General features: G+C 51.9%; 15 protein-coding genes and 1 riboswitch. Of the genes, 7 read left to right on the top strand and 8 right to left on the bottom strand.

Translation table 11 applies throughout. The features are described 5' to 3' along the window. Window positions 1-11 precede the first annotated feature (11 nt). From thiD to ACQG03_RS14275, 4 genes are all read right to left on the bottom strand, one after another. On the bottom strand, window positions 12-812 hold the full coding sequence (gene thiD / locus ACQG03_RS14260) for a bifunctional hydroxymethylpyrimidine kinase/phosphomethylpyrimidine kinase (RefSeq protein WP_023300565.1): 801 nt from the start codon (window positions 810-812) through the stop codon (window positions 12-14). Continuing rightward, window positions 809-1,579 (bottom strand): hydroxyethylthiazole kinase, encoded by a 771-nt coding sequence (gene thiM / locus ACQG03_RS14265; protein ID WP_022648660.1) that lies wholly within the window; start codon window positions 1,577-1,579, stop codon window positions 809-811. The genes thiD and thiM overlap by 4 nt, the downstream gene beginning before the upstream one ends. A 35-nt stretch (window positions 1,580-1,614) precedes the next feature. After that, window positions 1,615-1,711, bottom strand: a riboswitch (TPP riboswitch). Between the two features lie 323 nt (window positions 1,712-2,034). Next, entirely contained in the window at window positions 2,035-2,658 is a 624-nt protein-coding gene (locus tag ACQG03_RS14270; RefSeq protein ID WP_426726133.1) for a hypothetical protein, read from the bottom strand. Window positions 2,659-3,698: 1,040 nt separating this feature from the next. Continuing rightward, window positions 3,699-4,819, bottom strand: a protein-coding gene (locus ACQG03_RS14275; RefSeq protein ID WP_085950818.1) for an IS3-like element ISSen4 family transposase whose coding sequence is annotated in 2 segments (ribosomal slippage) — window positions 3,699-4,561 and window positions 4,561-4,819 — 1,122 coding nt in all. Because the reading frame shifts where the segments join, the coding sequence is not laid out codon by codon here. 214 nt (window positions 4,820-5,033) lie between these two features. Here ACQG03_RS14275 and ACQG03_RS14280 point away from each other — a divergent pair. The 4 genes from ACQG03_RS14280 to ACQG03_RS14295 all read left to right on the top strand — a co-directional run bounded on the left by ACQG03_RS14280 (window position 5,034) and on the right by ACQG03_RS14295 (window position 9,159). Then, window positions 5,034-5,336 (top strand): YadA C-terminal domain-containing protein, encoded by a 303-nt coding sequence (locus tag ACQG03_RS14280; protein ID WP_058677654.1) that lies wholly within the window; start codon window positions 5,034-5,036, stop codon window positions 5,334-5,336. 206 nt (window positions 5,337-5,542) lie between these two features. Next, a complete protein-coding gene (locus tag ACQG03_RS14285; RefSeq protein WP_063163794.1) occupies window positions 5,543-5,986 on the top strand; it encodes a hypothetical protein in 444 nt (147 codons plus the stop codon). A gap of 311 nt (window positions 5,987-6,297) precedes the next feature. Next, complete coding sequence (locus ACQG03_RS14290; RefSeq protein ID WP_032623920.1) at window positions 6,298-7,674, top strand: diaminobutyrate--2-oxoglutarate transaminase; 1,377 nt, start codon at window positions 6,298-6,300, stop codon at window positions 7,672-7,674. A gap of 18 nt (window positions 7,675-7,692) precedes the next feature. Next, entirely contained in the window at window positions 7,693-9,159 is a 1,467-nt protein-coding gene (locus tag ACQG03_RS14295; RefSeq protein ID WP_038416407.1) for a pyridoxal phosphate-dependent decarboxylase family protein, read from the top strand. 52 nt (window positions 9,160-9,211) lie between these two features. Here the strand turns inward: ACQG03_RS14295 and ACQG03_RS14300 are convergent, their stop codons facing one another. Genes ACQG03_RS14300 through ACQG03_RS14310 form a run of 3 tightly spaced genes read right to left on the bottom strand, consistent with a single transcriptional unit; the run spans window position 9,212 to window position 12,980 of the window. After that, window positions 9,212-11,401: a polysaccharide biosynthesis tyrosine autokinase gene (locus ACQG03_RS14300; protein WP_063163793.1), complete on the bottom strand. Its 2,190-nt coding sequence runs from the start codon at window positions 11,399-11,401 to the stop codon at window positions 9,212-9,214. Beyond that, a complete protein-coding gene (locus ACQG03_RS14305; protein ID WP_022648670.1) occupies window positions 11,401-11,850 on the bottom strand; it encodes a phosphotyrosine protein phosphatase in 450 nt (149 codons plus the stop codon). The genes ACQG03_RS14300 and ACQG03_RS14305 overlap by 1 nt, the downstream gene beginning before the upstream one ends. Continuing rightward, window positions 11,850-12,980 carry a polysaccharide export protein gene (locus tag ACQG03_RS14310; protein WP_022648671.1) on the bottom strand — a complete coding sequence of 377 codons (1,131 nt, stop codon included), beginning with the start codon at window positions 12,978-12,980 and terminating at the stop codon, window positions 11,850-11,852. The genes ACQG03_RS14305 and ACQG03_RS14310 overlap by 1 nt, the downstream gene beginning before the upstream one ends. A 455-nt stretch (window positions 12,981-13,435) precedes the next feature. Here ACQG03_RS14310 and ACQG03_RS14315 point away from each other — a divergent pair, with 455 nt between their 5' ends. Then, on the top strand, window positions 13,436-13,768 hold the full coding sequence (locus tag ACQG03_RS14315; RefSeq protein WP_022648672.1) for an RcnB family protein: 333 nt from the start codon (window positions 13,436-13,438) through the stop codon (window positions 13,766-13,768). Then, window positions 13,719-14,195 carry a GNAT family N-acetyltransferase gene (locus ACQG03_RS14320; protein ID WP_032622520.1) on the top strand — a complete coding sequence of 159 codons (477 nt, stop codon included), beginning with the start codon at window positions 13,719-13,721 and terminating at the stop codon, window positions 14,193-14,195. The genes ACQG03_RS14315 and ACQG03_RS14320 overlap by 50 nt, the downstream gene beginning before the upstream one ends. A gap of 89 nt (window positions 14,196-14,284) precedes the next feature. Here the strand turns inward: ACQG03_RS14320 and apbC are convergent, their stop codons facing one another. Then, the gene (gene apbC, locus ACQG03_RS14325; protein WP_023300574.1) at window positions 14,285-15,394 is read right to left on the bottom strand and encodes an iron-sulfur cluster carrier protein ApbC; all 1,110 of its coding nucleotides are present in this window, start codon (window positions 15,392-15,394) and stop codon (window positions 14,285-14,287) included. Between the two features lie 137 nt (window positions 15,395-15,531). Here apbC and metG point away from each other — a divergent pair, with 137 nt between their 5' ends. Then, entirely contained in the window at window positions 15,532-17,565 is a 2,034-nt protein-coding gene (gene metG / locus ACQG03_RS14330; RefSeq protein ID WP_063163792.1) for a methionine--tRNA ligase, read from the top strand. The last annotated feature ends 65 nt before the right edge of the window (window positions 17,566-17,630 follow it).

The following is a 17,630-nucleotide window of genomic DNA, read 5'->3' on the forward strand; positions in this document are numbered from 1 at the left end:
CAGTATACGGCTTACCACCATGCATGAAAATGGTGAACCGGACCAATACCGTGACCCACTTCCAGAGAATCGGCTTTTGCCAGCGCGCCCGAGAGCCAGACCTTCGCCTCCTGCACCGTATCCGCCCATGTGGCGTGACGAGGACGCAGCGCCGCCAGCGCCGCCGAGAGCGTACAGCCCGTGCCGTGGGTGTTTTTGGTCTGGACACGTGGCGCGGTGAAACGTTGCGTGCCATCGTGGGTGAAAAGCCAGTCCGGGCTTTCTGCATCATCAAGATGGCCGCCTTTCATCAGCACCGCGCGACACCCCATCGCCAGCAGCGCATTCCCCTGCTCTTTCATCTCACGTTCGTTTTGCGCGTGTGGCGCATCCAGCAGCGCGGCGGCTTCAGGCAGGTTTGGCGTGATCAGCGCAACCTGCGGCAGCAGCTTTTTACGCAGGGTGTCGACAGCCGAGGCGGAGAGCAGCGGATCGCCGCTTTTGGCCAGCATCACGGTATCAAGCACCACGTTTTTTATCTGGTAGTGTTTGAGACGTTCAGCGACCGCTTCAACAATGTCCGCCTCTGCCAGCATGCCGATCTTGGTGGTGTCGATACGTACGTCGCTGAATACCGAATCCAGCTGCGCGGCGACAAAATCCGGGTCAATGCGATACACCGACTGTACGCCGCGCGTGTTTTGCGCAACCAGCGCGGTGATAACCGAGCACCCATATGCGCCGAGCGCAGAGAAAGTTTTCAGGTCTGCCTGGATCCCCGCTCCGCCGCTGGGATCGGTACCCGCAATAGTCAGGGCATTAATGCGCGTCATACCTGTTCCTCCAGCGCGTAAAGCGCGTCCAGAAACGCGGAGACAAAGCTGCCGGGCCCCCGGCTTTGAGTCAGGGCAACTGACCCTGCGCGCTTCATAAAGCCGCAGGCTGCCGCCGCGTTATCAAGCCTGTCGCCAGGCAGCGAGCAGCAGGCGGCGACGACCGCCGAGAGCGCACAGCCAGTTCCTACCACGCGGGTCATCAGCGGGTCGCCCCCCGCGACCGTACGGGTTCGCTGGCCGTCGGTGATGTGATCCACTTCCCCTGTGACGACTACAACGGCGTGGGTCTGGCGGGCAAGCACCTGCGCAGCGGTCAACGCGCTCGCTGCCGTATCGGTGGAATCGACCCCACGTCCGCCCGCACTCATTCCGGCAAGGGCGAGGATTTCGGAGGCGTTGCCACGAATGGCCGCAGGTTTAAGGGATAATATTTGCTGGCAAAAACGGGTGCGGAACGCCAGCGCGCCAACCGCGACGGGGTCCAGAACCCAGGGTGTGCCCGCGGCTACCGCGCTCTCAATAGCCCGACGCATCGACTGGGCGCGCGGCGCGGTGAGCGTGCCAACGTTGACGAGCAGGGCATCGGCAAGCGCGGCAAACTGTTCCGCTTCCTCGGCTTCGATCACCATTGCCGGGGAAGCACCGAGCGCGAGCAGAACGTTGGCGGTGAAGGTCTGCACGACATCGTTGGTCATACAGTGCGTGAGCGGGGAACGGGTTCGGAATTGATGTAAAACGTGTGAGTCGAGCAGGTCAGGCTGCATGGTTTCGCTCCTGCCGTGCGGAAAGAAGCGATGACCGGGTAGGCATCTGACTTCCCTACGCTGGCATTATCCAGATCAGGTGGTACGGGTATTTCTCAAATGTTCAAGCGAACACTACCCCGAGTCAAATTACTTAGAAAACAATCATTTACACACAAACAATTTGTAAGTGTTTAGTGTAACCGGGGCCGTAGGCAGGGTGCAAGATTTTTCGAATTATCACAATATTTATCACAGCAGTTATCACACCTGGAATAGCTAAATCACATAATGAAGCACCTGAAATGTGTTAACCCGCTTGTATATCGCTTAATGATGTTGAGCGTAGGAAAGTAGGCCGCAAAGTTAAAGCATTTGCGACCGTCGAAAGCTAAAGCTTTCTCCATTGCTTCTTCACGTAAGGCAGGAGCGAACACAAAAGACTAAGAGCACCGATAAGGAAAGGCAGAAAGGAATCAATGAGAGCGACGATAGGAAGCATCAGCAATGTTTTCATAAGAGGTAATGAAACGACACGTATCAATACTATAGAGTTTATTACCTGGAACTTTTGTATCTTTATCGAGGCAAATTTTATTATGCGGATCTAACCAATCTTCATACCCTTCAAGTGTTTTGATGTCGTTAGCAAAATTAGCAAAACAACACCAACGAGGGGCAACACTACAACCTTTATAGCTAGGGAAATCTAAGTGATACTTTTCACTATAACAACGTGTAAGCATATGTACCCATAAACTATAGATTCTTGTAAGTTTTCCATTTATCGTAGTTGGTACACCCACCCCTATAAAACCAACCTCACAAACCGAGATTACATAGGGATCTTTTACTTGTCCTGATTTTAAATTTCTTGCTCTAACCTTTGTAATAAAACCTGTATTATCAAATTTGATAGTTACGCTATCTTTGTTTGTATAATCAATGACAGTACAAAACCCACAATTGTTAGTAATGAATACATCACCAATAGTGATAGATGATTTTGGCATAATATTTACTTCCTTGTTTATCAGGTGGTATAAACAAAAACCTCCTAAATGATTAGATGATTCCCCGCCTGGAGATCTTCCTTTCATATTAGGAGGTTTCGTTATTTTATCACTAACGTGATCACAAACATGTTTTGAGAAGCTTAATTCTCGAATAAAAAAGTTGGCAAATATTCTAATAATAAACACCAACTTAAAAACAATCAGACATTCCGGTTGTCAATAATTGTTTTTTGTCCCTGAAATTACTTATCCATCCATACATAAATAACAGGGAGCTTCGTAAGCGCTTACGATTACTTTGTATAAATATATATGGATGATTAAATAATTTCGCAAGCTTAACATTCCGATAAGAGGGAAAGCCACAATAAGGTAAAAGGGCATAAGAGAACGATAAGGGAAATAACTAACTCTCTTATATAAATTTATTGTCTTTTGCTTTTCTCTATCGGTGTTTTTGAATTTAATGTTTTGATTTTACTTACAACCAAATCTATGATTTGTGTTGTTATTAGAAGGATTAGAAAGTAGATTAATAACTTTCTTTAATTGCTTACCTATACGAATAAAACTTGTTTTATTCGAGTAAGTCAAAATCAAAAACATATTTACAAAGAGTAATAAGTAACTCCTGAAGTATTTATGAATTTGTAAGATTTGCTTACTTTCATTCATTGCTCTCCTGTGTGAATATTCTCTTTTAATATTTAATTATAGCAACACTTGAAAAGGTCTTGGTGCCAGATTTTGTTACTTTTTTTACATTTTATTAAAAAATAGCACTTTTTGTTAAAAATCTTATATTAACCCGTTTTTCCTCATTCATAATGCTTACTTTCAGCTTCAATTAAAGTTAATTTCATATGAAAGTTATGAATTATGATTCAAAGTATACATTTAAAAAATCCATTGAATGAACTTGAAATATAATTTCATTTATAAACATCAACTTATACATCTAAAAACACAGCGTCTATACAACCCCTTGTTTTGTAATGCTTAAATGCCTTTAATATCACATCCAACCATTTAAGCTATATGTGCTAACTGTGATTTAGATCAACATTTCCAAACGTAAACTATTTATAGTTCAGCTGACCTGCCCCCACGATTAGATACAACACTCAGTTAGTAACGTCGGAATCTTCATTCTCAGAATGACCCTTTCTCCAGCCCGCTGCAAATTCAGACGGTGTCTGATAATTCAGCGTGGAGTGCGGGCGGCATTCGTTATAATCCTGCCGCCAGTCATTAATAATTTTCCTGGCATGAACGATATCGCTGAACCAGTGCTCATTCAAACATTCATCGCGAAATCGTCCGTTAAAGCTCTCAATAAATCCGTTCTGCGTTGGCTTGCCCGGCTGGATTAAGCGCAACTCAACACCATGCTCAAAGGCCCATTGATCCAGTGCACGGCAAGTGAACTCCGGCCCCTGGTCAGTTCTTATCGTCGCCGGATAGCCTCGAAACAGTGCAATGCTGTCCAGAATACGCGTGACCTGAACGCCTGAAATCCCAAAGGCAACAGTGACCGTCAGGCATTCCTTTGTGAAATCATCGACGCAGGTAAGACACTTGATCCTGCGACCGGTGGAAAGTGCGTCCATGACGAAATCCATCGACCAGGTCAGATTGGGCGCCGCCGGACGGAGCAGCGGCAGACGTTCTGTTGCCAGCCCTTTACGACGTCTTCTGCGTTTTACGCCCAGGCCACTGAGGTGATAAAGCCGGTACACGCGCTTATGATTAACATGAAGCCCTTCACGGCGCAGCAACTGCCAAATACGACGGTAGCCAAAACGCCTGCGCTCCAGTGCCAGCTCAGTGATGCGCCCTGATAAATGCGCATCAGCAGCCGGACGGTGAGCCTCATAGCGGCAGGTCGACAGGGATAAACCTGTAAGCCTGCAGGCACGACGTTGCGACAGACCGGTCGCATCACACATCAACATCACGGCTTCCCGCTTCTGGTCTGTCGTCAGTACTTTCGCCCAAGAGCCACCTGAAGCGCCTCTTTATCCAGCATGGCTTCGGCAAGCAGCTTCTTGAGTCTGGTGTTCTCTTCCTCAAGCGACTTCAGGCGCTTAACTTCAGGCACCTCCATACCGCCATACTTCTTACGCCAGGTGTAAAACGTGGCATCGGAAATGGCATGCTTGCGGCAGAGTTCACGGGCGGGTACCCCAGCTTCGGCTTCGCGGAGAATACTGATGATCTGTTCGTCGGAAAAACGCTTCTTCATGGGGATGTCCTCATGTGGCTTATGAAGACATTACTAACATCGGGGTGTACTAATCAACGGGGAGCAGGTCAAAGGGGATGCAGGTAAAGCTGGCTCTAACGGAATCACAACTACCATCACTAAGAAAGAAGTTGATACTAAAACTATCAATCTGGTTAAGTCACTCAATACCCAAACTACAGCACAAGCTAAAGATCTGAAAGCTGCTCAACAAGTGTTCGCACAAGCGCAAGCTAACACTAACTCTCAATTCAAGAGCCTGAAAGATGAAGTTGATAGCAATAAGAAAGAAGCCCGTTCAGGTGCTGCTAGCGCTGTAGCTATCGCCTCTATGCCTCAAGTAGAGAAAGAACAGGCTGTCATGTTCTCTGCTGGTGTAGGTAGCTTTAAAGACGAGCAAGCTGTTAGTGTGGGTGCATCCTTCCACGTTGGTAGCAACACCATCGTTAAAGCTGGCGTAAGCGATTCTACAAATAATGATCTTGCTATGGGCGCAGGCATCGGGATTGGCTTTTAAGAAAAACACGTAACTCGACTACATTCATAATAGAGGAAGCTTTTCAGGGCGACAGTACTTCGCTGATGGAAAGTATGATGATGGCCAATAACATGCTCAAACACATTTTTATTTCAGCTGCCCTGTATCTATTGCTTATTTCGGTCGGGGTCTGGATCGGCATTATGTACGTTTCTTATTATTTGTGTCGTTTTTAAGGTGATAAAATGAAAAAATCAATGATGCTAGTGTTAAGCGCTGCCGTACTTGCTGGGTGTATTTCGCCTGCACACGCCATTAGCGCACACTATCGTGCTCAGTTAGAGCGCTCGGGATGCACGCAAATTAGCGCTGGCGATGGATCTTGCGATATCAGCCAAACCAAAGCGGAAAACGCGGCACAACACGAACCAACGGCATCCGTACACGATCCCCTTCGCGAAGCCTCGTTCTCGTCGGATACGGTTAACGCTACCCTTTCTAACGGCTTTTTTAACGCTACCGTGAACGGCAAAAAAGCCAGCGTTAAACGTCTGAATGCGAATTTCTATGAGATCCATGGTAACGGTTTTGTGATATCGATAAGCCTGGATGAAAACGGTATTACGGACGCGTCATGGAATAAAACAAAGGGACGTGAACACGGCGTTTTACGCGTTACCCAAAAATAAACAGTCTAAGGAGGCTCTCCGCCTCCTTTTAGCCTGCCAGGCGCACAATTTGCCACACTCTTTCATCTGATTTTACAATGCTGACAATCCATATATAAATCACTGTTTTTATTGGGAATAAACTGCATATTTTTGCCGAAAAATGAGGTTATCCCCTCCCCTGTGCCCTGTGTCACAAAACAGTAAACAAATTAACCATTGAGCCCGGTGACAAAAGGCTCTATATTGGCGGCGTTTTTTTCAGGCCCCATCTGTTTTTTAACTTTTTATTCAATCGTTGCTCATAACGAAGCGGCGGTTGTAGGAGTGATATGATGACGGATAAAGTCCGTATTGACACCGTAGATGCCCACAAAAGCAACGAAACCTATCTGGCCCGTCAGGCCGAGTTTGAATCTAACGTCAGGAGTTATCCGCGCAAACTGCCTTTAGCGATCACGAAAGCAGAAGGCGTGTGGATCACCGATGCAGATAATAAAGAATACCTTGACTGTTTAGCAGGCGCAGGCACCCTCGCGCTTGGCCACAATCATCCTGATGTGCTGAAAAGCATCCAAAATGTCATTACCAGCGGCTTGCCGTTACATACCCTGGATCTGACTACGCCGTTGAAAGACGCGTTTTCAGAATACCTCCTCTCTCTGTTGCCTGGTCAGGGCAAAGAGTACTGCCTGCAATTCACTGGCCCGTCCGGGGCTGACGCCGTTGAAGCGGCGCTGAAGCTGGCGAAAAAAGTAACCGGTCGCAGCGGTATCATCAGTTTCTCTGGTGGTTACCACGGTATGACCCACGGTGCACTGTCCGTCACCGGTAACCTGTCTCCGAAAGAAGCGGTTGACGGTATGATGCCAGAAGTCCAGTTCATGCCTTACCCACACGAGTACCGCTGCCCACTGGGTATCGGTGGTGAAGCGGGCGTGAAGGCGCTGACCTACTACTTCGATAACCTGATCAACGACGTTGAAAGCGGCGTGCGTAAACCTGCCGCGGTGATCCTGGAAGCTGTTCAGGGCGAAGGCGGCGTGAACCCGGCTCCGGCTGAGTGGTTGCAGCGCATCCGTAAAGTGACTCAGGAACACGGCATTCTGCTGATCCTCGACGAAGTTCAGGCTGGCTTTGCCCGTACCGGTAAATTCTTTGCCTTCGAACACGCAGGCATTGAGCCTGACATCATCGTGATGTCCAAAGCAGTTGGCGGCGGTCTGCCACTGGCTGTGCTCGGTATCAAGAAGCAGTTCGATGCGTGGGCGCCTGGTCACCACACCGGTACCTTCCGCGGCAACCAGCTGGCGATGGCAACCGGTCTGACGACGCTGAAGATCCTGAAAGACCAGAATATTGCGGGCAAAGTTGCCGCACAGGGCGAATGGCTGAAAGGCCAGCTGAAAGAGATGGCGAAACGCTATCCGGTTATCGGCCACGTTCGCGGTCTGGGCATGATGATCGGTATTGAAATCGTTAAGCCACATGAAGCCGCCGACCACATGGGTTGCTTCCCGGGCGATGGCGAGCTGTCTGCACTGATCCAGAAGAAGTGCTTCGAAGCAGGCCTAATTCTGGAGCGTGGCGGCCGTAACGGTATCGTTCTGCGTCTGCTGCCGTCACTGCTGATCAGCGATGACGAGCTGAAAGTCTTCCTGGATAAATTCGAGCAGGCACTGCTTGCTGCGGGCGTTCGCCCGGCGTAACCGGAGTTGTTGATTACGATGTCTGATTCAAACCCAATTTTGTTCTCCTCTGCCCAGAGCATTGAAGCTTACCAGCAGGCGATTGAACAAAGCACTCAGGCTGTGATGCAGTGGCTGAAACAGCCTGAGATGTACCAGGGCAAAACGGTCGCGGAGCTGCGCGACCGTATTAAGCTGGATTTCAACCCGAAAGGGCTGGGCAACGAAGCGGCGATTGAACGCGCCGTGGAGTTCTTCCTGAAAGACAGTTTGTCCGTTCATCACCCGCAGTGCGTGGCGCACCTGCACTGCCCAAGCCTGGTTGTAAGCCAGGCGGCGGAAGTGCTGATTAACGCCACCAACCAGAGTATGGACTCCTGGGATCAAAGCCCGTCCGCAACCATTATTGAGATCAAGCTGATCGAATGGCTGCGTACCCGCGTGGGTTATCAGGCTGGCGACGCAGGCGTCTTCACCAGCGGCGGCACCCAGAGTAACCTGATGGGCCTGATGCTGGCGCGTGATGCGTTCTTCGCGCGTCAAGGCCACTCGGTACAGCAGGACGGTCTGGTGGGCGATCTGCGCAAAATTCGCGTGCTGTGCTCTGAAAACGCCCACTTCTCCGTGCAGAAAAACATGGCGCTGATGGGCCTGGGCTACCAGTCCGTGGTGCAGGTGAAAACGGACGAATTCTCCCGCATGGATCTCACCGATCTGGCGGCGAAAATCGAACAGTGCAACGCGAACGGCGAACAGATTCTGGCGATTGTGGCCACGGCCGGCACGACGGATGCGGGTGCTATCGATCCGCTGCGTGCTATTGCTGAGCTGGCTGCGAAACAGAATATCTGGGTACACGTTGATGCGGCCTGGGGCGGCGCGCTGCTGATGTCTGAGCAGTATCGTCACTATCTGGACGGCATTGAACTTGTGGACTCCGTAACGCTGGACTTCCACAAGCAGTTCTTCCAGACCATCAGCTGCGGTGCCTTCTTGCTGAAAGAAGCACGTCATTATGAGCTGATGCGCTATCAGGCGGCTTACCTGAACTCTGAGTTCGATGAAGAAGCGGGCGTGCCTAACCTGGTTTCCAAATCTCTGCAAACCACCCGTCGTTTCGACGCGCTGAAACTGTGGATGAGCCTGGAAGCGCTGGGTCAGGAGCAATACGCGGCAATTATCGATCACGGCGTGACGCTGGCACAGCAGGTTGCGGCTTACGTAAAAGAGCAGTCTGCTCTGGAACTGGTTATGCAACCCCAGCTGGCAAGCGTGCTGTTCCGCTTCCGTCCGCAGACCCAGATGGATGACGCCGGTATCGCCCTGCTGAACCAGAAAATTGGCGATGCGCTGCTGGAATCCGGCCGCGCAAACGTCGGGGTGACCGAGCATAACGGCGTCACCTGCCTGAAGCTGACCCTGCTGAACCCAACCGTGACGCTGGAGGACGTTAAAGTCCTGCTGTCTCTGGTTGAGCGTACCGCGCAGGAAGTGATGGCGAAGTAATGCTTTTCCCTCTCCCATCCGGGAGAGGGTTTATTATCCCGTCCTGACGCCCCTATCCTTTTTTCCTCGAAGCATAACCGTAGTCATACTGGCTGTACCCCGAGCTGTAAAACAGCGCTGCGGATTTAACAATATCGTTGAGGATTGTGCCGCTGACCTTCACGCCAACGTGCTGTAGACGTTTAACGGTATTCTCCATCTCTTTCACGCTGGTTTTATCGTAACGGGCAACCATTAGCGTTGTTCCGGCTGCTCTGGCAACCAGCGCGGCATCATTGACGGCAAGAACTGGGGGTGTATCGATGATGACAATGTCATAGTGCTCGTTAACCCAGGACATGATGTCAATGAACCGTTCGCTTAACAGCATTTCTAACGGACGCAGGGGTTCCGGGCCGCAGGTGATGACGTCAATTCCCCCTTTTTCAGCATGCTGAATGACCTCCCCAAAGTCGCGCTTCCCTTCCAGCAGGCAGGATAATCCGTGGCGGTTCTCCAGGCCAAAAATATTATGCACATAACCCTGGCGCATATCCGCATCAATAAACAGCGCCCGCTGACCGCTCTGCCCGGCAATGGCCGCCAGGTTCGTCGCCACCAGCGTTTTTCCGCAGTCCTGCGTGGGGCCAGAAATCATCACAATGCGATTCTCAGCCTCCATCATGGTGAAATGCAGACTGGTTCGCAGCCCGCGTACCGCTTCAACAAACATATCAGCAGGGCGATCGACTGGCAGGAAAGGCACATCCGAGGTTTTGTGTGTCCAGCGACGAGAAAACGGATTTTTTCTGCGCAAATGCGTTTTACTCCACAGCCACTGTGAACGTGGTAACGTCGCCAGAACCGGCATCCCCTGCGCTTCCAGCTGTTCGGAAAGCGTGATCCCACGTTTGAACGCCTGACGTACCAGTACGGTCCCCATTGAAAGGATGAGCCCGAACAGCGCGCCAAGCGCAATGATTAGCGCTTTTCGCGGTTTTATCGGATCCGGGAGTGTAACCGCCTCATCAATGATCCTCACGTTCCCGACAGCGCTGGAGCGGGAAATATTCAGCTCCTGCTGACGCGTCAAAAGCTGTAAATAAATCGTGCGGCCCGACTCAACATCGCGGCTCAGGCGTAAAATCTCCTGCTGCGTGGAGGGCATAGAGGACACACGGTTATTAAGACGATCCCGTTCCCGCACAAGGGTTTGTCTTTTTTCTTGCAATGCACGGTAAGTAGGGTGACTCTTTTTAAAGAGCTGGGAAATTTCTGCCTCCCGGAACGTCAGCTCATTTAGCTGATTCTCAACGTTCACAACCTGATCCAGGACGGATTTTGCCTCTAAAGACAGATCCACAGAGTCGCGCTGCGCCCGGTAGGCATTCAGCCGCGCTTCAGCCTGATCCAGGTCCGCTCTGATTTTCGGTAACTGCTCCTGTAAAAAATCCAGACTACGCGAATCCTGAGCCTCCTGGCGCGCGATATTTTGCTGAAGATAATTTTCAGCTATCGCATTCAGCACCCGGGCGATTTTGTCAGGATCTTCACCCGTCAGGGTTAAGGTCACAATACCGCTCTGTTTCTCCGATTCCACGACCGTCAGACGCTTCTTCAGTGCATTGATCGTCTCCAGGCGCGTCAACGACTTAAGCGAAAACTGTGTGCCTGGCGTCGCCTCAATCGAGGTCACCCGCAGCACGATCCCTTGCGTAACCAGCGTTTTACCAACCTGGCCGTCTGCCTCAATGTTTTCGCCCGTCAGGTGATACCTTCCCGCTTCCTGTACGGTCAGCGTGAGTTCTTGCGCTTTGCCCTCCACCTGCGGGATCTGGAGTTCGCCTAACGTTATGTTGCCCTGGCCACGCCCTTGCAGACGCTGCCAGAGACGCCCCACCACAGGCAAAACGCGCTGCTTTGCCTGATACGTCAGATCTAATTTGTCGACGGTCTCGCCGAGGATCATGCGAGATTTCAACAGTAAAATTTCAGGGGCAACATCCGGCGAAATATCGGTGCCCAGCTGGCTCAAGCCTTTGAGCAGGCCGTTATCCTGTTTGCTTTCTATTTGCACCATAGCATCCGCCTGATAAACAGGTGGCGTAACCCAGGCATAGAGGCCCGCGCATAAAGTGAAAAGGAAAGTCACGCACAATATCATCGTGCGGTGGTCGATCATTTCGCCGAGCAAACGAACGAGATCGATTTCATTTTGTTCGGGTGCCCCTGCACCATAATTGTCTGTTGTGTAAGACGACATTAATGCTTTATTCCTTTCTGTCCTAAACGACGTGCCCATTCCTGGCTGGCTTTACCCAATAGCCCGAACACATATTCAAACGCTTCACGGCTTTTACGATAGGGGTCTGGGATATCCTGCGGCTCCAGCCACTGCCCAAAAAGCAGCGACTTCCCCCTGTTTTCCGGCGCCATGGCTGCAATGAAGCGAAGATGTTCCGGCTCCATAACCAGGATGAGATCGGATCCCTGCATCAGCCTGCGTGTCAGCCTGCGCGCCACATGACCGTCGAGGGAGATCCCATGCCGCCAGGCCACGTCCTGGGCGCACTCATCCGCCGGATACCCCTCAAGGCCGAGTATTCCCGCCGAGGTGATGTGTCTGTCGGGCAAGTGCTGGCGCAAAAGCCGTTCTCCAATCGGAGAACGGCAGACATTTCCGGTACATACCACGAGTATTGATTCGAACATTATTGCGGCCACGATCTGATATAACGAACCGTTTCGGTGAGGTCATGCACCCCGCTGATTGTCGGAACAAGCTGTGTTATTACGCGATTCCAGCGGGAGAGTGGAGCAGTGGTGACATAGACAATGTCGTAAGGCTCAAGCTGAAACTCGGTGCCCAGCACCATGGCCGAAGCGTCTTTTGCATTCAGTTGATAGATATTCGCAATTTTCCCGGACTCGCGTACCGAGCGGATAACAAAAATACCCGTCGCATCAGCCATATTCTGGTCCAGGCCACCGGCATTGCCGAGCGCTTCGGCCAACGTCATGCCGCTGCGATCCATCTTCAGCGTGCTCTGTTTAACAACTTCGCCCATCACGAATACTTTCAGCGCATCGTTGCGGGGAATAAACAAGATGTCGCCAGGGTTGAGCAGCTTATTCTGGGTTAAATCGCCATGCTGCATCAGGGCATACAGGGAAATTCGGGAATCCTGACCGTTGTGAGTCAGCACCACGTTCCGCCAGTCCGCATCAGCAGTAAGCCCACCTGCGGCATTAACGGCATCCATAACCGTCAGCGGAATGTTGGTGATGGCCTGCTGGCCAGATTTCGCCACTTCTCCCGTAACGTAGGCTTTTTGCGAACGGAAAGCGGCAACGCTGACGTCGACCTGGGGGCTTTCAATGACGTTATCCAGCCGCGCGGTGATCTCCTCGCGCACTCTGGAAACCGTTTTTCCCGCCACGTGCAGTTTACCCACGTAAGGATAAAAGAGCGTGCCATCGGCATTGACCCAGTTTCCCGTATCGCTTGCGCTGCGATACTGTCCCGCGGGCGTAGTCAGCTCCGGGTGATCCCAGACGGTGACCGTCAGGATGTCACCGATTCCAATACGGTATTCCCAGTTTTTGACCTGCTCATCAAGATTAGGATTTGCCTGAGATTTAGCTGCTGCGGGACGTAGTTTCTCAATTAATCCGGGCGTAAGTGGATAAATTTCGATTTGTTTATCTAAACTATTATTGAGATCAGCCGGCGCAATTATTTTTTTGCCTGCGGAACTTAACGTTTGGCCGGGAGAAATTACGCACCCCGCCAACTGACTTATTGCTAAGAATATTACAGATAATGCTGTTGTGTTTTTCATTTATATATACTTATCATCCCTGCTCGTAGCGAACGCCCGACGGGGCGCAGCCCTGCGCTAACCCACGCTTGAAATAAGTTTCTTTTCAAGGGAATACTAAAACGTAATCTAAAAGTGAAGACACGAATTGCCCGATCTGTGACGGGCAATTAATTAAAATATAATCTTCCTGAAAATCTTAAAGCCTGTGGCAAAAAAAAGCACGATCTACAGTTTATAAAATTACGGCAACAATGTATTTTCAGAATTAATTCAGCAAAACGATAGTTACAATGAATTATTCCCGTCAGCACGCATTCATATCAAAAATACTCACAACCGCTGGCACTACACAAAACCGTTCACTTTTGTTACATTTTTTTTCAAACACACCCTGTTTTGATACTTAAAATGGGCTGTCTGCCGCACTGTCCCCCGCAGACAAGCGTATCCGTAACGATATCACTGGAGAAAAAATGGCTAAGCGTAAATTGGTGCTTCTGGGTGTATTACTGTCTCTGGCGGGCTCCGCATTCGCAGCCCCGCAAACGGCCGCCGCGCCTTCCGGCATTAAGGCTTATGAAGAACAGGAGTTCATCGCCGACTTCACCAAATTTAAGATTGGCGATACCGCGCCCGCGCAGTATCAGACGCCAGAGTACACCATCAAACAGTACCAGCTGCGTAACCTTCCCGCGCCCGATGCCGGTACGCACTGGACCTACATGGGTGAAAATTACGTTCTGATTGGCGATGCTGATGGCAAAATCTACAAAGCCTATAACGGAGATATTTTCTATCACCGCTGATACGATGATCCGGCCCTGGCAGGAGGACGACCGGCCATTTCTGCGCACGCTGTACCTGCATGCACGACGCGTGGCCTGGCCATGGCTGGACAATTCTGAATGGCAGCTTGAGGATTTTGACGCCGCAACGCGTGACGAGCAGATCTGGGTTGCGATTCACGACGGTCACCGGGTAGGGTTTGCCTCCGTCTGGGAAAATGATAACTTTTTGCACAATCTGTTTGTCGACCCGCAGTATCAGCGTCTGGGAGTTGGCCGTTTGTTACTGGAACAAGTACAGAGGACGTTTACCAGTACAGGCGCGCTGAAGTGTCTGGTGAAGAATGAGCGGGCGGTTGCGTTTTACCAGCGCCACGGCTGGCACATTGAGGCGACGGGGGATTCTCCGGAAGGAGAGTATTATTTGATGCACTATCGGCTTGGGTAAAGTCAGGTGGCGCTACGCTTACCTGACCTACAAAATCGAGGTAGGCCGGGTAAGGCGAAGCCGCCACCCGGCACTAACGCGCAGAGGCGTTATACCGCGCGGAAGGCGATCTCACTCGGGATCACGTCCCCCTGCCAGTACAGTTGCGCCGCAACGCGCCCCGCCAGCTGACGATAGATTTCCGTGAATTCGCTATCAGGACGGCTGACCACCGTCGGCTTACCGCTATCCAGATCTTCACGCAGTGTGATATGCAGCGGCAGTTGCCCCAGCAGCTGGGTGTGATATTGCGCCGCCAGCTTCTCCGCACCGCCGGTACCGAAGATCGGCTCATGGTGTCCACAGTTGCTGCAAATGTGCATGCTCATGTTTTCGACAATGCCGAGTACCGGCACCTCCACCTTCTCGAACATGACGATGCCTTTTTTGGCGTCGATCAGCGCGATATCCTGCGGCGTGGTGACCACGACGGCGCCGGTGACCGGAATGTTCTGCGCCAGCGTCAGCTGGATATCACCGGTGCCCGGCGGCATATCCAGTACCAGATAATCCAGATCCGGCCACATCGTCTCCTGCAACATTTGCAGCAAAGCTTTGCTGGCCATCGGGCCGCGCCAGACCATTGCGTTATCGTCCGTGACCAGGTAACCAATGGAGTTGGTCGCCAGACCGTGCGCCACGATCGGCGCCATGTGGGTACCGTCCGGCGAAGTTGGACGCTGGTTTTCAGCACCCAGCATGTTCGGAATGGACGGGCCATAAATATCAGCATCCAGAATGCCGACTTTCGCCCCTTCTGCCGCCAGAGCAAGCGCCAGGTTCACGGCGGTCGACGATTTACCCACCCCACCCTTGCCAGAACTGACGGCGATGATGTTCTTCACGCCGTTAACGCCCGGCTGATTTTTCACGCGCTTGAGCGTGGCGATGCTGTGGCTTAGCTTCCAGTCAATTGCTTTTGCGCCAGTAATGCGCAGCAGCTCAGAACTGGTTTGCTCTTTCAGGGCATCAAAGGCGCTGGTCCAGACGAACGGCATCTGCAGCTCAATGTGCAGCGTATCGTCCAGCCATGCGACATGATGAAGCGCTTTCAGCGTCGTGAGATTGTGCTTCAGGGTTGGATGCTGAAAATTAGCCAGCGTCCCGGCGACCATTGCTCGTAAGGCTTCCGGTGATTTGGCCTGGGATTGAGAACTCATCCCGACTCCTTTGTTCTTGTGAATAAGACCTTAGATGAACAAGTTTACCTGAAAGGCCGTGGTTTGTGCTTACTTAATAATGCCCCTTTTGGTAATATCGAAAACCCTTTTCACAGTTAAAAGAAGTAATGCCTACTATGACTCAAGTCGCGAAAAAAATTCTGGTAACGTGCGCCCTGCCGTACGCCAACGGCTCAATCCACCTCGGCCACATGCTGGAGCATATCCAGGCTGATGTCTGGGTCCGTTACCAGCGAATGCGCGGCCACGAGGTGAACTTCATCTGTGCGGACGATGCCCACGGCACCCCAATCATGCTGAAAGCGCAGCAGCTGGGAATTTCCCCGGAACAGATGATCGCCGAAATGAGTCAGGAGCATCAGACCGATTTTGCTGGCTTTGACATCAGCTATGACAACTATCACTCCACGCACAGCGACGAGAACCGCGAGCTGTCAGAGCTGATCTACACCCGTCTGAAAGAGAACGGTTTCATTAAAAACCGCACCATCTCTCAGCTGTACGATCCGGAAAAAGGCATGTTCCTGCCGGACCGTTTCGTCAAAGGCACCTGTCCGAAATGTAAATCCCCGGACCAGTACGGCGATAACTGCGAAGTGTGTGGCGCGACCTACAGCCCGACCGAGCTTATCGAGCCGAAATCCGTGGTTTCCGGCGCCACGCCGGTGATGCGTGACTCCGAGCACTTCTTCTTCGACCTGCCGTCGTTCAGCGAAATGCTGCAGGCGTGGACCCGCAGCGGCGCGCTGCAGGAGCAGGTGGCGAACAAGATGCAGGAGTGGTTTGAATCCGGTCTGCAGCAGTGGGATATCTCCCGCGATGCGCCATACTTCGGCTTCGAAATCCCGAACGCGCCGGGCAAATATTTCTACGTCTGGCTGGATGCGCCAATCGGCTACATGGGCTCCTTCAAGAACCTGTGTGACAAGCGCGGCGATACCCTAAGCTTCGACGAGTACTGGAAGAAAGATTCCACCGCCGAGCTGTACCACTTCATCGGCAAAGACATCGTTTACTTCCACAGCCTGTTCTGGCCAGCGATGCTTGAAGGCAGCAATTTCCGCAAGCCGACTAACCTGTTCGTACACGGCTACGTAACGGTCAACGGCGCGAAGATGTCCAAATCTCGCGGGACGTTTATTAAGGCCAGCACCTGGCTGAACCACTTCGATGCGGATAGCCTGCGCTACTACTACACCGCGAAGCTCTCTTCCCGCATCGACGATATCGACCTGAATCTGGAAGATTTCGTGCAGCGCGTGAACGCGGACATCGTCAACAAGGTGGTGAACCTGGCGTCCCGTAACGCAGGTTTTATCGCTAAACGCTTTGACGGCGTGCTCTCTGCCGAACTGGCCGATCCTGAGCTGTATAAAACCTTCACCGACGCCGCCGCTGCGGTTGGCGAAGCCTGGGAAAGTCGTGAATTTGGTAAAGCCATTCGCGAAATCATGGCGCTGGCAGACGTGGCCAACCGATATGTCGACGAGCAGGCACCATGGGTGGTGGCGAAACAGGAAGGCCGCGACGCCGACTTGCAGGCGATCTGCACCATGGGTCTGAACATGTTCCGCGTGCTGATGACCTGGCTGAAGCCGGTTCTGCCGCAGCTGGCAGCCCGCGCGGAAGCATTCCTGAACACCGAACTGACCTGGGATGCCATCCAGCAGCCGCTGCTCGGCCACAAGGTGAACACCTTCAAGGCGCTGTATAACCGCATCGAGATGAAACAGGTTGACGCGCTGGTGGAAGCATCAAAAGAAGAGGTGAAAGCGGCTGCCGCGCCGGTGACCGGCCCGCTGGCGGACGATCCGATTCAGGAGACCATCACCTTTGATGATTTCGCCAAAGTCGACCTGCGCGTGGCGCTGATCGAAAACGCGGAGTTCGTGGAAGGTTCTGACAAACTGCTGCGTCTGACGCTGGATCTGGGCGGCGAGAAACGTAACGTCTTCTCCGGCATTCGTTCCGCGTATACTGATCCGCAGGTGCTGATCGGTCGTCAGACCGTGATGGTGGCAAACCTGGCGCCGCGTAAAATGCGCTTCGGCATCTCTGAAGGGATGGTGATGGCCGCAGGCCCGGGCGGAAAAGACATCTTCCTGTTAAGCCCTGACGAAGGCGCGAAGCCGGGTCAGCAGGTGAAGTAATAAAAAAGCCGGATGAGAATCCGGCTTTTTTTTACCCGGCGGCGCTACGCTTGCACGGGTCAACG

This window comes from Enterobacter cloacae complex sp. 342H5 (assembly GCF_050030905.1).
GTDB lineage: Bacteria > Pseudomonadota > Gammaproteobacteria > Enterobacterales > Enterobacteriaceae > Enterobacter > Enterobacter intestinihominis.

Coding starts and splice junctions, on each gene's coding strand:
- apbC (WP_023300574.1), bottom strand. CDS start 15,394: ATGAGTTCTCAATCCCAGGCCAAATCACCGGAAGCCTTACGAGCAATG.
- ACQG03_RS14320 (WP_032622520.1), top strand. CDS start 13,719: ATGGCAAAATCTACAAAGCCTATAACGGAGATATTTTCTATCACCGCT.
- ACQG03_RS14290 (WP_032623920.1), top strand. CDS start 6,298: ATGATGACGGATAAAGTCCGTATTGACACCGTAGATGCCCACAAAAGC.
- ACQG03_RS14315 (WP_022648672.1), top strand. CDS start 13,436: ATGGCTAAGCGTAAATTGGTGCTTCTGGGTGTATTACTGTCTCTGGCG.
- ACQG03_RS14270 (WP_426726133.1), bottom strand. CDS start 2,658: ATGAAAGGAAGATCTCCAGGCGGGGAATCATCTAATCATTTAGGAGGT.
- metG (WP_063163792.1), top strand. CDS start 15,532: ATGACTCAAGTCGCGAAAAAAATTCTGGTAACGTGCGCCCTGCCGTAC.
- ACQG03_RS14295 (WP_038416407.1), top strand. CDS start 7,693: ATGTCTGATTCAAACCCAATTTTGTTCTCCTCTGCCCAGAGCATTGAA.
- ACQG03_RS14310 (WP_022648671.1), bottom strand. CDS start 12,980: ATGAAAAACACAACAGCATTATCTGTAATATTCTTAGCAATAAGTCAG.
- thiD (WP_023300565.1), bottom strand. CDS start 812: ATGACGCGCATTAATGCCCTGACTATTGCGGGTACCGATCCCAGCGGC.
- thiM (WP_022648660.1), bottom strand. CDS start 1,579: ATGCAGCCTGACCTGCTCGACTCACACGTTTTACATCAATTCCGAACC.
- ACQG03_RS14305 (WP_022648670.1), bottom strand. CDS start 11,850: ATGTTCGAATCAATACTCGTGGTATGTACCGGAAATGTCTGCCGTTCT.
- ACQG03_RS14285 (WP_063163794.1), top strand. CDS start 5,543: ATGAAAAAATCAATGATGCTAGTGTTAAGCGCTGCCGTACTTGCTGGG.
- ACQG03_RS14300 (WP_063163793.1), bottom strand. CDS start 11,401: ATGTCGTCTTACACAACAGACAATTATGGTGCAGGGGCACCCGAACAA.